At 62.7% G+C, this 13,834-nt stretch carries 10 protein-coding genes; 6 read left to right on the top strand and 4 right to left on the bottom strand.

Annotated elements, in window-relative coordinates:
- The first annotated feature begins 1 nt into the window (after window position 1).
- The 5 genes from AC6I8V_RS09960 to AC6I8V_RS09940 are packed head-to-tail and all read left to right on the top strand — an operon-like array spanning window position 2 to window position 5,107.
- The gene (locus tag AC6I8V_RS09960; RefSeq protein ID WP_497845701.1) at window positions 2–916 is read left to right on the top strand and encodes an ABC transporter permease; all 915 of its coding nucleotides are present in this window, start codon (window positions 2–4) and stop codon (window positions 914–916) included.
- Window positions 913–2,337, top strand: a complete 1,425-nt coding sequence (locus AC6I8V_RS09955) for a M20 family metallopeptidase (RefSeq protein ID WP_497845700.1) — start codon at window positions 913–915, stop codon at window positions 2,335–2,337. The genes AC6I8V_RS09960 and AC6I8V_RS09955 overlap by 4 nt, the downstream gene beginning before the upstream one ends.
- Entirely contained in the window at window positions 2,324–3,316 is a 993-nt protein-coding gene (locus AC6I8V_RS09950) for a 1-aminocyclopropane-1-carboxylate deaminase/D-cysteine desulfhydrase (RefSeq protein WP_497845699.1), read from the top strand. The genes AC6I8V_RS09955 and AC6I8V_RS09950 overlap by 14 nt, the downstream gene beginning before the upstream one ends.
- Window positions 3,316–4,299, top strand: coding sequence for an ornithine cyclodeaminase (locus AC6I8V_RS09945; RefSeq protein ID WP_497845698.1), 984 nt, complete (start codon window positions 3,316–3,318; stop codon window positions 4,297–4,299). Before AC6I8V_RS09950 ends, AC6I8V_RS09945 begins: the two co-directional genes overlap by 1 nt.
- Entirely contained in the window at window positions 4,289–5,107 is an 819-nt protein-coding gene (locus tag AC6I8V_RS09940) for a sulfurtransferase (RefSeq protein ID WP_497845697.1), read from the top strand. The genes AC6I8V_RS09945 and AC6I8V_RS09940 overlap by 11 nt, the downstream gene beginning before the upstream one ends.
- On the opposite strand, the gene AC6I8V_RS09935 is transcribed toward AC6I8V_RS09940, so the two are convergent.
- The 3 genes from AC6I8V_RS09935 to AC6I8V_RS09925 form a co-directional block, all read right to left on the bottom strand.
- Window positions 5,093–6,706, bottom strand: coding sequence for a dipeptide ABC transporter ATP-binding protein (locus AC6I8V_RS09935; RefSeq protein ID WP_497845696.1), 1,614 nt, complete (start codon window positions 6,704–6,706; stop codon window positions 5,093–5,095). The two genes, AC6I8V_RS09940 and AC6I8V_RS09935, sit on opposite strands and share 15 nt — an antisense overlap.
- 110 nt (window positions 6,707–6,816) lie before the next feature.
- Window positions 6,817–7,911, bottom strand: a complete 1,095-nt coding sequence (locus AC6I8V_RS09930) for a LacI family DNA-binding transcriptional regulator (RefSeq protein WP_497845809.1) — start codon at window positions 7,909–7,911, stop codon at window positions 6,817–6,819.
- Window positions 7,912–8,014: 103 nt separating this feature from the next.
- The gene (locus tag AC6I8V_RS09925) at window positions 8,015–8,557 is read right to left on the bottom strand and encodes a YbhB/YbcL family Raf kinase inhibitor-like protein (protein ID WP_497845695.1); all 543 of its coding nucleotides are present in this window, start codon (window positions 8,555–8,557) and stop codon (window positions 8,015–8,017) included.
- Between the two features lie 118 nt (window positions 8,558–8,675).
- On the opposite strand from AC6I8V_RS09925, the gene AC6I8V_RS09920 reads away from it, so the two are divergent.
- Window positions 8,676–13,235, top strand: coding sequence for an ATP-dependent helicase (locus tag AC6I8V_RS09920; protein WP_497845694.1), 4,560 nt, complete (start codon window positions 8,676–8,678; stop codon window positions 13,233–13,235).
- Between the two features lie 193 nt (window positions 13,236–13,428).
- Here the strand turns inward: AC6I8V_RS09920 and AC6I8V_RS09915 are convergent, their stop codons facing one another.
- Window positions 13,429–13,704: a hypothetical protein gene (locus tag AC6I8V_RS09915; protein ID WP_497845693.1), complete on the bottom strand. Its 276-nt coding sequence runs from the start codon at window positions 13,702–13,704 to the stop codon at window positions 13,429–13,431.
- Window positions 13,705–13,834: the final 130 nt, after the last annotated feature.

Here is a 13,834-nt window from a genome sequence, read left to right as displayed (position 1 = left end):
AATGCTGAACATTTTAATCAATCGCCTCGGCCAGTCGGTGCTGGTGTTATTCGGGGTATCGCTGCTGATTTTCTTTAGCCTGCACCTCACCGGCGATCCGGCGGCGCTGATGATGCCGCCCGGCTCCAGCCAGCAGGAGATTGCTAACTTTCGTCACAGCATGGGTTTCGATCGCCCGCTGCTATGGCAATACGGTCACTACCTGATCGGCGTGTTGCAGGGGGATTTCGGCGAGTCGCTGCGCTACAGCCAGCCCGTGATTTCCCTGATTGCCGAACGTCTGCCCGCCACCGCGCTGCTGGCCGTAAGCGCGCTGGTGTGGAGTTCCCTGCTCGGCCTGTTGCTGGGCATTATCAGCGCCCTGCGCCCGCACAGCGTCTGGGATCTGGTCTGCCGCCTGGTTGCCTTTAGCGGCCAGGCGGTCCCGGTATTCTGGCTGGGACTGCTGCTGATCCTGCTGTTTAGTCTCCATCTGCAATGGCTGCCATCTAGCGGCTACGGCAGCTTTGCCGCGCTGATTATGCCGGCCTTCAGCCTTGGCGCTTTTTATATGAGCGCGGTGGCCCGCCTGACGCGCGCCAGCCTGCTGGATGTGTTGCAACAGGATTATATCCGCACCGCGCGCGCTAAAGGGCTGAGCGCCTGGCGCATCGTGGTGCGCCACGGCTTACGTAATGCACTGATCCCGGTGATTACCGTGCAGGGCATGTACTTTGCCTCGCTGCTCGGCGGCGCGCTGGTGACGGAAATCATCTTTGCCTGGCCCGGCATTGGTCGTCTGGCGATCCAGGCCATCCAGAACCGTGATTTCCCGCTGGTGCAGGCGGTGGTGCTGCTGGCTGCGTTAGTGTTTGTTGTAATTAATCTGCTTATCGACCTGCTGTACATGGTGCTGAACCCGAGGATCCGCCTGTGAACCGACTCGACGCTACCCTGCAACTGTTGCATGAGCTGACGCGCTGGCCAAGCGTGGCGAGCCAGCCTGCTGCGCAGCGCGGACTGGCGGCGTGGCTGGAGCAATGGATGATCGCGCATCTTAACGCCAGGGTGATTTTTCCCGTCGCCGCGCAACCAGAGACATCGCCGCCGCTGGTGCATGTCCGTATCGAGACCGGCGGCAGCAAAACCGTGGTGCTGTACAACATGTATGACGTGATGCCTGCCGACGATGCCGGATGGGATGTGCCGCCCTTCGTCGGTGGCTGCTGTCACTGGGAAGATTTAGGCGAGGTCTTTGTCGGACGCGGTGCCGAGAATAACAAAGGGCCGGTGGCGGCGATGCTGATCCTGCTGCGCGAGCTGCTCGACGCCGGTCAGCTGGATTTCAACCTGGAAATTCTGCTGGAGGGTGAAGAAGAAGTGGGCAGCGGTACGCTGCGTCGCTATCTCGCTCAGCAGCCTTGTCCGGTTGCGCCTGCCGAAGCGGTGCTGTTCCCGTCGCTGTGTGAATACGGCGGCGGCGCACCCCGCGTCTACCTCGGCTTTACCGGCCTTGCCAGCGGCAGCTTAAGCGTCAACGGCGGCGACTGGGGCGGCCCTTCTTCCGCCATCCACGCCAGCAATGCCGGCTGGATCGCCAACCCGGCCTGGCGACTGATTCAGGCGCTGGATGCCATCGCTCCGGCGGCACAAAGCGGCGTGCTGGGCCGTATCACCCCGGATGACGAGGCCCACGCGTTGCTGACAACGCTGGCGGAATCCTTCAGCATCGACGATGAATTACGTTTTCGCCGCAGTCAGCGCCTGATGATCAGCGGTGACACTGTCACCTGTTTGCAGACGTTATTGGGCAGCGCGGTACTGACGCTGGCAGAGTTGCATAGCGATCCGCCCGGCGGACGCGGCGTCATTCCTTATCGCGCCAGCGCCGAGTTAGCGTTCCGTATCCCACCCGGTTTCGACCAGGATGCGATGATTGCCGCGGCGCAGCAGCGTCTGGCCGCGCCTGATTTAGCAGGAACCGCCTTGCAGCTGGTGGATCGCTATCCTGGCATCCGCTTTAGCCGCCACGCCAGCGGCGTTGATCAGCTGATTAGCAGCTATCGGGCATTGGGTGCAGAGCCGCAAATCTGGCCCTGGGCGCCAGGTTGCGCCCCCGCCTACGCGTTTGCCGCTATCGCGCCTGCGTTTTTGATTGGCGGCCTTGGCCACGGCGGCAATGCCCACGCCAGCAATGAATTCGTCACCCTGACTGGCCTGGAGCGTTTCCAGCAGTCACTGAGCCTGTGGCTCACCGCATTTAATGGCTCGGTCAATGGCCGGGTCGCGCCCTCACCAGGGGAACACCAAAGCAGTACCAAAGAAAACAATATAGGCAAATCACATGAAAACAGTTGATGAGTTCAAACGCGTTCCGTTGGGGTTTTTCCCGACGCCGCTGGAGCCGCTACCGCGGCTCGGGGAGGCGCTGGGGATTACCCTGACCATCAAACGCGATGATTACAGCGGCTTCGGCGGCGGCGGCAATAAGGTCCGCAAGCTGGAGTTTCTGATGGCGGAAGCCTGCCAGGCGGGCGTCAACGTGGTGATCACCACCGGCGGTCATCAGTCGAACCACGCGCGGATGGTGGCTGCCGCCGCGCGTAAGTTCGGTATGCGTCCGGTGCTGGTGCTGCGTGGCAATCCGCCTGCCAGCTGGCAGGGCAATCTGCTGCTCGATAAGCTGTTCGGCGCCGAGGTGCAGTTTCTCGACCCGGACGGCTACTTCACGCAGATTGAAGGCGCGATGCAGGCTCATGCCGATGCCGCTGCTGCGCGGGGAGAAAAGCCGCTGATTATTCCTCTCGGCGGCGCCACCCCGCTCGGCGCGCTCGGCTATGTGCGTGCGGTGGAAGAGATGGCGGAACAACTCGGCCAGACGCCCGCGCCTGACTTTATCATCGCACCGACTGGCTCCGGCGGCACGCTCGCCGGGCTGCATGTCGGCACCCGTCAATACTGGCCGGATACCCAAGTGATTGGCATTAGCGTCAGCGCCAAAGCCGACTGGTTCCAGCCACGTATTGCCACCATGGCGCAGGATTGCGCCAATCTGCTGCACTGGCCGCAGCAGTGGCAGGCGGATGATATCTGGATTGAAGATGACTACGTCGGCCAGGCCTACGGCGTCCCTTCCGATGGCGGCATTAACGCTATCTATCAGCTGGCGCAGCAGGAAGGCGTGTTGCTCGACCCGGTCTACACCGGCAAAGCGATGCACGGACTGTTTTCGCTGGTTGAACAGGGCCGGATTCCACAAGGCTCGCGCGTGACATTCGTGCACTGCGGTGGCTCACCGGCGCTCTATCCCTTCGCCGAACGCCTGCTGGTGGCCTGATGCTGCCGCTACTGCGCGTACTGGATGAAGCCACTGTGGCGCAGCTGGGCGGCGCGGATCCCGCGCTGGCGCTTGACGACGTGCGCGAAGCGGTGCGGCTGATGCGTCTTGGTGAAACACAGATGCCCGCTGAAAATCATGTCGATCTCGACACCGGCCTGGGTAAGGCTTATGCCCTGCCTGCACGTATTGGTGGCCGCTTTAATGCTGCGGGCGTCAAGTGGACGGCTCACCGCCCGCTGCGCCCTGATGCGTTACCCGCGGCGCTGGCATTAACCCTGATCAACGATGCCCGGACCGGCGTCCCGCGTGGTCTGCTGGCCAGCGGCGCTTTGACGGCCGCCCGGACTGCCGCTGTCACCGCGCTGGCGTTGCAGCTGGCGGCACCGCGTCCGGTTAAACGCGTGCTGCTGCTCGGCGCAGGTTGCCACGCGCAGGCGCATTTACAGATGTTGCAGGCGCTTTTCCCGCAGCTGGAACAGATTGGCATGTGGAATCGCACTGCGGAAAAACTTCACGCCTGGCCGGATATCACGCCGCACCCCGATCTCTCTGCGGCGCTGGACGCGCCGTATGACGCCGTAATCAGCTGCACCAGCGCCCCGCAGCCGATCCTTGATACCCGCGCGGTCAAACCCGGCAGAATTATTATTCAGGTCGGCTATCACGAGGTGAGCTTTGCGGCGATCAAAGCCAGCCGTCAGGTGGTGGTGGATGCATGGGGTGATTTCGCCCAGCGCAGCGCCAAAAGCCTGTTTCAGATGTTCCGCGCCGGTGAGTTTGCCGCTGCGGATGTCGCCGCCGATCTCGCATCGCTGGTGATCGACGGCTGGCGGCCCGCCGCCGATGACAGCGTCTATTTTTCCTCCTTCGGGCTGAACGTGTTTGATATTGCCCTCGCCACCCGCGTGTTGCAGAGCGCCGAACAACAGCAGCTCGGAACGCTGCAATCGCTGTTCGCCGGAGACGCGGATGATCATTAAGGCCAGCGCGCTGCGGCTGCGTCAGCAGCGTGGTGAACATTTTCTGTTAATCGATGTTCGCGACCTCGCCGACTGGCAGCACGCCACGCTGCCCGGCGCGCTGCAATGTAATGTCTATGACTACTTTATTGAAGAGTGCACGCCAGACGGTCTGGCGGTGATGGCCGCAGAAGCGTCGGCAGCGCTCAGCCCTCTTTTTGCCCGCTCGCCTGACGCGATCCCGGTGTTTTTCGAGCAGCAGGTGGGAATGCGTTCGCCGCGCGGCGCCTGGTTTGCCTGGCTGCTGGGCCACGAAGATGCGCTGATTCTGGATGGCGGCGTCGATGCCTGGCTGGCGGCCGGTTTTGATCTGCAACCCGGTGCCGGTATGCATCAGACCCTCGCCCACCAGCCGCCGCTGACTGAGGTAGTCTGGAACCGGCAGCTGGCAAGCAGCCGTGAGCAGGTTATCGCGGCCGATGGCCGCACGGTGATTAACGTGGATGCCCGACGCCCGGCGGAGTTTGATGGCAGCTTTGCCCATGACTGCTGCCCGCGTGCCGGGCGCATTCCCCATTCGCGGCTGTTGTTCTGGGAGGATGTGGTGGCAGAGGGACATTTCCTGCCTGCGGCTGAGATTGCCGCACGCGCAACGGCGGCCGGACTTACGCCGGACGCGCAGTTGCAGATCTATTGCCATCGCGGTGCGCGCGCCGCTACCGTGTTAGCCGCGCTGCGCCTGGCAGGTTTTGCTAAGGTCGCGGTGTATGTCGGCTCCTGGCATGAATGGGCCGAACACCCGGAGCTGCCGCTGTTACGCGGAAGCTGATCGCTGCGCCAGCGCCTGCTGAATATCGGGCGCGGCGGCCAGTAACTGGCGCGTGTAGCTGTCCTGCGGCTGGTTGATGACGCTGGTGGTGGCACCGGATTCAACAATTTTCCCGTGATACATCACCACCACGCGATCGCACAGCTGCCGAACCGCGCTGAGATCGTGGCTGATAAACAGCACCGATAAACCTAATTTGTGCCGCAGCTCGCTAAACAACGCGAGGATCTGCCCGCGCACCGACAGATCCAACGCCGCCACCGCTTCATCCGCCACCAGCAGCTTCGGCTCCATCGCCAGCGCACGGGCAATGGCGATACGCTGACGCTGGCCGCCAGAGAAGGCGCCCGGCAGACGCTGTGCGTGTTCCGGTTTTAACCCCACCAGCGCCAGCAGTTCATTCACCCGCGCTTTGACGTCGTGACCTTTCCGCAGCTGCCAGACGCGCAGCGGTTCCGCAATCTGTTCACCGACGGTGATTTTCGGGTTCAGGCTGGCATACGGATCCTGGAAAATGATCTGCGCATGGCGGCGCAAGGTGCTGAGCTGACGTCCCTGTAGTCGCTGCCCCTGAAAATGCACCTCGCCGCTGTCTGCGGCAATCAGGCCAATCGCCGCGCTGCCAAGGGTGGTTTTACCCGAGCCGGATTCACCAATCAGCCCGACGATTTCCCCTTCCTGAATTTGCAGACTGGTTGGATGCAGCACCGTCTGGCGTTTGCCCGGCCACAGCGGCAGCCGTCCCGGTAACGGATAGCTTTTACAGATGTCATTCAGCGCCAGCAGCGGCGTCGGGTTTTCACGACGCGGAGCCAGCGCCGGCATGTGCGGCAGCGAGGCATCAATCAGTTTGCGCGTATAAGGATGCGACGGCGCGCCCAGCGTGCTGACGACGTTGCCCTGCTCGACCAGCTGCCCGTGCTGCATCACGCAGACGCGATGTGCATAACGCGCCACCACCGAAAGATCATGGGTGATCAGCAACATGCCCATCCCCATTTCCTGTTGCAACTCCTGTAGCAGCGCCAGGATTTGCACCTGGATGGTGACATCCAGCGCGGTGGTCGGCTCATCGGCAATCAGCACATCGGGCTGACCGCTAATGGCGCTGGCGATCATCACGCGCTGGCGCATCCCGCCGGACAGCTGATGGATATACTGCCGCGCCCGCTGAGCCGGATTGACAATGCCCACGCGATCCAGCAGCGCAACCGCTTCGCGCTGTGCCTGTTTCCAGCTGAACTGGCGATGCCGCACCAGCACTTCGGCAATCTGCTCACCGATGCGCAGCGAGGGATTCATGCTGGTCATCGGCTCCTGAAATACCGTCGCGATGCGACAGCCGCGCAGCGATGCCGTGCGGGATGCATCAAGCCGCTCCCCCTGAAAATGGATGGCGCCTGACGTTTGCTGAACGCCCGCGGGCAACAGGTTCATTAATGCCAGCGAGGTCAGGGTTTTACCGGAGCCGGACTCCCCCACCAATGCCAGAATCTCCCGCTGATCGAGATGAAAGGAGACATCGTCAACCAGCAGACGCTGGTCGTGCGTCGCCAGATGCAGATGTTCAACAGATAGCAGGTGCGTGGTGGCATTCATAAGGCATCAGATCCGAATTTGCGGAAAAATACAGGATATAGCCCAGGAGAAAAGCCAACAAGAACAATACTCAACTTGTAGCAGCACGATTTATCGCGCAGGTTGCAGAGCTAAAAAAGCGCGCGCCAGGCATCTGATTTGGCTGGCGCCGCAATCGACTGGCGCTGAATCAGCTCCGCGCTGAACTGCGGCAACGGATCGATCGCGTCTCCCCGGATCTCGGCGATCAGCCGTCGTGCCGCTTCGCGCCCCATTTCGTATACCGGCTGCGCCACCACCGTCAGCGGGGGGGAAACGATCTCGCTCCACGGGAAATTGTCATACATCACGAACGAAAGCTGTTCAGGGATACGCAGTCCGCGCTGGGTAACGGCGCGCAATAACGACATCGCCACCACGCTATCGGAGGCGATCAACGCGGTCGGCGGCTGCGGGCGTTGCCATAACGCCGCCACGATATCCTGGATCTGCGCGTCGCTATCCGCATTGACCTGAACCAGCGTGGGATCGAACGGCAGCCCCGCGGCGGCAAACGCCCGCATCATGCCGTCGACACGCTGCGCCACCGGGGTTAAGCCAAAGTCGCTGAGTTGCTGAAATGCCCTCTCCAGCGTCATGCTGGTGATATAGGCCACATGGCGATGCCCGGCGGCAATCAGGGTGGCCGTCGCCTGCTGCGCGATGTCGGTAAAATCACAGCAAATCGCCTCAACATTCAGACCAATAACCGCCCGATCGAATAACTTCAGCGCCCGTCCCTCCGCCAGCACCTGCATCAGGTGGGCGTTCTTCTCCCGCTCAGAGCAACACGGGGTGACAATGATGCCATCCACCTGTTTTTCCAGCATCACCCGTACCGCGTCCTGCTCCGCCTGCCACTTCTCATCGCTGTTGCTCAGCAGCAACTGATAACCGGCCTGGCGGGTGACATCCGCCATGCCGCGCAGCGCCAGACCAAAATGCGGGTTTTCAATATCGCCGACAATCACCCCGATGGTGTTGGAACGTCCGGTATTCATGCTGCGCGCCAGCTCATTGGGGCGATACCCCAGGGTGGCCGCCGCGCGAGTGACGCGCGTCTGTACTTCTTCGCTCACCGCACCATACCCGCCCAGCGCGCGCGCCGCCTGCGCTTTTGATACCTTTGCCTCGCGCGCCACATCGGCAACGGTAGGCGCTTTAGAACGCACTTTCGGGTTGGTCATCATTCTTCAGAACCAGGGAGGGAATCGGTGAAAGCATGTTAACCCAATGAGACCGGTCTCACAAACGGTTACCATCAGGTCGGCAGCGATGCCGACCTGAGCATTAATCGTTACTGAACCGTCCGACAATGTTCGCCGCGCCAAGCGCATGGCCTTTCAGCTTGTCGATCAGCGCGTCATGCGTTAGTCCCGGCGGCAACTGGTCTGGCGCTAAATCGGTTGCCACCAGCACAAAGTTATAGTGATGCATACCGCTGCCCACCGGTGGGCAAGGCCCATAATAATGGGTGGTGCCGGGTGAATTTTTGCCGCCGGTGTAACCGATGCCTTTCGCCAGATCCCCTTTGGCAAACGCGGTACGATCGGCAGCGATGTTATAACCCACCATATGCGTCACCCCCAGGCCTTTGCCGCCCACCGGGTCGGTGATCATCAGAGCAAAGCTGCGCGTACCCGGCGGCACATTTGACCAGCTCAGCGCCGGTGACACATTCTCGCCGGTACAGGAGGGATTGCCTTTGGCATTACCGGCGAACGCCTTATCCAGCAGGGCGTTATCAGTAAAATCGGGGGATTGCAGGGTAAAAATCGGTGCCGCAAGCACCGAAGCGGGAAACAGCGCCAGCAGCAAAACGCGCTTAAGCATAACCATCATTCACTCCTGTTGAGGAAAAAACCGACCAAAGAAACAAGTATATAACCTGATTTTCCCCCCGCTTTCGCTAAACTGCAAAACGCACCTATCGAGAAATCAGGGAGCCAGGATGTCAGACTCAGCCCTTCAGCGTTTTATGCCCGCAACCCGGCAATGGTTTAGCAGCGCCTTTACGGCACCGACGCCGGTGCAGGCTGACGCGTGGCAGGCCATTGCCAGCGGCAAAAATTGTCTGGTGATTGCGCCAACCGGTTCGGGAAAAACGCTGGCGGCCTTTCTCCACGCCATCGACGCGCTGTTTCGCGAACGCAGTCAGGAGGACGCTGTCGCCCGCAGCCATAAAACCCGCATCCTGTATATCTCCCCGGTCAAGGCGCTGGCCGCCGATGTACAACGCAATCTGCAACTGCCGCTGGCGGGCGTAGAGGCGCAGCGTCGTTTGCAGGGCGATGCACAGATCGCGCTTGAGGTGGGAATGCGATCCGGCGATACGCGCAGCGCGGAACGGGCAAAGCTGCAACGACGCCCGCCCGATATCCTGATTACCACGCCGGAATCGCTGTTCCTGATGCTGACCTCCAAAGCGCGCGAGACGCTGCGCGGCGTTTCCACGGTGATTGTTGATGAAGTTCATGCGGTCGCGGGCACCAAACGCGGCTCCCATCTGGCGCTCAGCCTTGAACGCCTCGACGCGCTGCTGACGCATCCGGCGCAGCGTATCGGCTTATCCGCCACCGTCCGTCCACCGGAAGCGGTGGCGCGTTTTCTCGGCGGTGCCGGGGAAACCCTGGTGGTCAATCCGCAGGCCAGACGGCCGTTGCAGCTGACCATCACCGTGCCGGTGGAGGATATGACGGATATCCAGCAGCGCCCGGACGCCCGCGCGGTGCAGGATGCCACCCTCGCCGCCGGGTCGATCTGGCCGCATATCGAAGCCGGGATTCTCGACGAAGTGCTGCGCCATCGCGCCACGCTGGTGTTTACCAATTCGCGCGGGCTGGCGGAAAAACTCACCGCACGCCTCAACGAACGCTATGCCCGGCAACGGGGTGAACACCCCGCTGAACCGGAAGAAGCCTTTAGTTATGGCTCCTTTACCGGCGGCACCGAAAAACGCGCGCAAACCGCCGATAACTTTATCGCCCGTTCACACCATGGCTCGGTATCGAAGGAGCAGCGGCTGGAGATTGAAACCGCCCTGAAAGCCGGTGAGCTGCGTTGTGTGGTGGCCACCTCCAGCCTTGAACTCGGCATTGATATGGGCGATATCGATCTGGTGATTCAGGTGGGCGCGCCGCCTTCCGTCGCCAGTGCGCTGCAACGCGTCGGCCGCGCCGGACATCAGGTGGGCGGCACGCCGAAAGGGATTATCTGGCCGCGCACGCGTCGCGATCTGGTGGATGCGGCGGTGACGGTGGAGGCCATGCTGGCCGGGGAACTGGACGCCATCGCCCCGCCGCACAACCCGCTGGACGTGCTGGCGCAACATACGGTTGCCGCGGCGGCGATGGATACGCTGCATGTGGATGGCTGGTTCGACCGCGTACGCCAGGCCGACCCGTTCCGCGCGCTACCGCGTGCCGCATTTGAAGCGGTGCTGGATATGCTGGCCGGTCGCTATCCCTCGGACGAATTCGCCAACCTGCGTCCGCGCATTATCTGGGATCGCCACAACCACACCCTGAGCGGGCGTCCCGGCGCGCAGCATCTGGCGGTGACCAGCGGCGGCACCATCCCGGATCGCGGCATGTTCAGCGTGATGCTGCCCGAAGGTGAAGAACAGGCCGGGGCGCGCCGGGTAGGCGAACTGGATGAGGAGATGGTTTACGAATCACGGGTGAATGACATCATCACCCTCGGCGCGACCTCATGGCGCATCCAGCAGATCACCCACGATCAGGTGGTGGTGGTACCCGCGCCGGGGCGCTCTGCCCGCCTGCCGTTCTGGCACGGCGAAGGAGTTGGCCGTTCGGCGGCGTTAGGTGAAGCCATTGGCCGCTACCTGCGCGCGGTGGACGAGGGCGCGCCGCCGGGCGAGGCGCTGGATAACAACGCCTGGCACAATATTCAGACGCTGATCGCCGAACAGCGTCAGGCCACCGGCCTGCTGCCAACCGATCGCACCCTGCTGATCGAACGATGCCGCGACGAGACCGGTGACTGGCGCGTTATTTTGCATTCGCCTTACGGTCAGCGCGTTCATGCTCCCTGGGCGCTGGCGGTGGCGGAACGTATCGGGCGGGTAATGGGCATCGATCCGGCCGTGGTCGCCAGCGACGATGGCATTGTGGCGCGTTTCCCTGACAGCGAAGGCCGTGTGCCGGGCGCTGAACTGTTTTTATTTGCGCCTGATGAGCTGCAACGCGTGGTCACCCAGTCGGTCGGCCATTCGGCGCTGTTCGCCGCCCGCTTCCGGGAATGCGCCGCCCGTGCGCTGCTACTGCCGCGCCGCAATCCGGGCAAGCGTTCGCCGCTATGGCAGCAACGGCTGCGCGCCGGGCAGTTGCTGGAAGTGGCCCGCCAGTTTGATGATTTTCCCATCCTGATCGAAACCGCGCGCGAATGTTTGCAGGATGTCTATGATCTGCCCGCCCTGCATCAACTGATGGTGCGGCTGCAACAACAGGAGATTCAGCTGGCGGAAGTCACCACCGAATCGCCCTCTCCTTTTGCCGCCCCGCTGCTGTTTGGCTACGTGGCGGAATTTATGTATGCCAGCGATGCGCCTGCGGCGGAAAAACGCGCCTCGATGCTGGCGCTGGATAGCAAGCTGCTGGGCGATCTGCTCGGTCAGGTGGATATGCGCGAGCTGCTGGCCCCCGAGGTCGTGGCGCGCGTCGGCGAGGAATTGCAGCGCACGCTGCCCGATTATCAGGCCAGCAGCATTGAGGCGCTGGTCGATCTGCTGCGCGAGATGGGTCCGCTTTCCAGTGCCGGACTGGCGCAGCGTTATCGCGGCGAAGCAGCGCTCCCGGCGGGTTTGCAGGCGCTGCAACGGGCGCACCGGATATTCGCCGTCAGCATCGCCGGTGAACAGCGCTGGGCGGTGGCGGAAGATGCCGCCCGTCTGCGCGATGCGTTAGGCAGCGAGGTGCCGGACACGCTGCCCCCGGCGCTGCTGCAACCGGTGGCGCGCCCGCTACACGATCTTCTTAATCGTTACGCCCGCACCCATGCGCTGTTCACCACGGAGGAAATTGCCCGGCATTTTGGCCTGGGGCGCGCGGTCGCCGACGCCGCGCTGGACGATCTGCGCCAGCAGGATAAGGTTCTGAAAGGCGACTTTGCCGGCGGCGCGGCGCAATGGGTAGCGGAGAGCGTCTTTCGCCGCCTGCGCGTACGCTCATTACAGGCAGCACGCGAGGCCACCAAACCCGTTTCTCAGGCGATATATGTATCGTTGCTGCTGGAGCGTCAGGGGGTGCTCAGCGATGCCGCCGCCCGCCAGGCACAGGGAGCCTTTAGTGGCGTCAACGGCGTGGTGCGGGTGATCGAACAGCTGGCGGGCGTGGCATTGCCCGCCTCGCTGTGGGAATCACAGATTCTTCCCGCCAGGGTGCGTGATTATCAGCCTGCGATGCTGGATGAGCTGCTTTCCAGCGGCGAGGTCATCTGGAGCGGACAGCGCGCCCAGGGGGCGCATGATGGGCTGGTGGCGCTGCATCTGAGTGAATACGCGGCGGAAACGCTGTCGCCGCCGGATGAAGGTAAAACCGTGGCGCTGACGCCGTTACAGCAAACGCTGCTGGATCTGTTGCAGGACGGCAGCGGCTGGTTTGTGCGCCAGCTGGTGCCGCGCGTCGGCGAGGGTACGCAGGATCCCACGCTGATCTATGAGGCGATGTGGGATCTGGCGTGGCGGGGTTATCTCACCACCGACACCTTTTCAGCGCTGCGGACACTAACCGGCAACGCCAGCACGCCGCGTCCGCGCACCACCCGCAACCGGCGGGGACGAATGCGCTACGCCGCGCCCGCCGCGCGTATCGCGCCCGGCCCGGCGCTCAACAGCATGGCAGGTCGCTGGTCGCTGATTAGCTCTGCGCCGCTCGCCGATACCGAGCGCGCGCTGGCGCTGACGGAAAATATGCTCGATCGTTTTGCGGTGGTCAGTCGCGGCGCGGCCATCGCTGAACAGGTGCCCGGTGGCTTCCCGGCGCTGCAACCGGTGTTGCGCGGCATGGAAGATGCCGGACGGCTGCTGCGCGGTCGTTTTGTCGCGGGCATGGGCGCCGCCCAGTTTGCCGATCACGCGGCGATTGATCGCCTGCGCCAGCTCGCCAGCAGCCCGCAAGGCGCATCGCCGCCCGTCGCGTTATCGGTGCTCGACCCGGCGAATCCCTTTGGCGTCCAGCTCCCCTGGCCGCTGAGCGTGGCGGGTACGCGTCCCACCCGTCGCAACGGCGCGCTGCTGGTGATCGCCCAGGGGCGGGTGCTGCTTTATCTGCCGCAGGGCGGCAAAGAGCTGCTGACGTTTGTTGCCAACGCCAGCAGCGATGAACTTCATGCGGCCATCGGCGCCCTGGCGCAGGCGTTGCGCCGGGAAAAGCATCTCAGTTTTACGCTGGAGCGGATTGACGAAGGCCCGGCCGGGCAGTCACCGCTGCTCGCCGCCCTGAAAGAGAACGGATTTTCCCGCGTACCGAAGGGATATAGCTGGTATGGGTGAGGCTAACCGATAACGGGCCGTCTCCGGTTATGGCGCGGGTTTCCAGTTCAGAAATTATTCATCTTTTCCTCACGGAGAGTTCCTTGATAAAGGGGGCGGCCGTAACCAGGTTTTATCCTCCTGGTACTTATCTTGCCGTCCATTAACCGTGAAGGAGTTCCTTATGACGGGTGCAGTCCCTGTCTCACCATCCTCAGCGCGTACCACTGCGCCGCAGCCGCAAGTCTCTGCGACCCTGGCCTTTGGCCGAATATGCCAGTCCCTGTGTAACAGCCTGGCGACGCTCTCCAGCAATCACCAGTTGCCCGGCTCCGCGCCAGAAGCGCTCAGGCAGGGCATGAGCAATGCCAGCCACTTTTTTAACGCCCTGATCCACGCCAGTGCCAGCGGCATGGAGAGGCCGCTGCTGGCCGCCGGGCATCTCGTGCTGCACTGGTTGTTCTGCCAGTTGCGTCAGCAGGCCATGCATCAGGCGAGCAGCCAGCTGCCCCGGCTGATGCTCACCACTGCGGAAAATCCTGAACTTAACGACTACTTCTATGCGCTGAATCGTCTCGCGCTTTCCGTCTCCACTGCGCAGCAGGCCAGCGCAGCGCTGG

The sequence above is a fragment of the Pantoea sp. X-Soil-TKNS-1207 genome (assembly GCF_059730485.1).
Note: the sequence above shows the minus strand (reverse complement) of the source record. Positions and strands in the feature narration are given on the sequence as shown.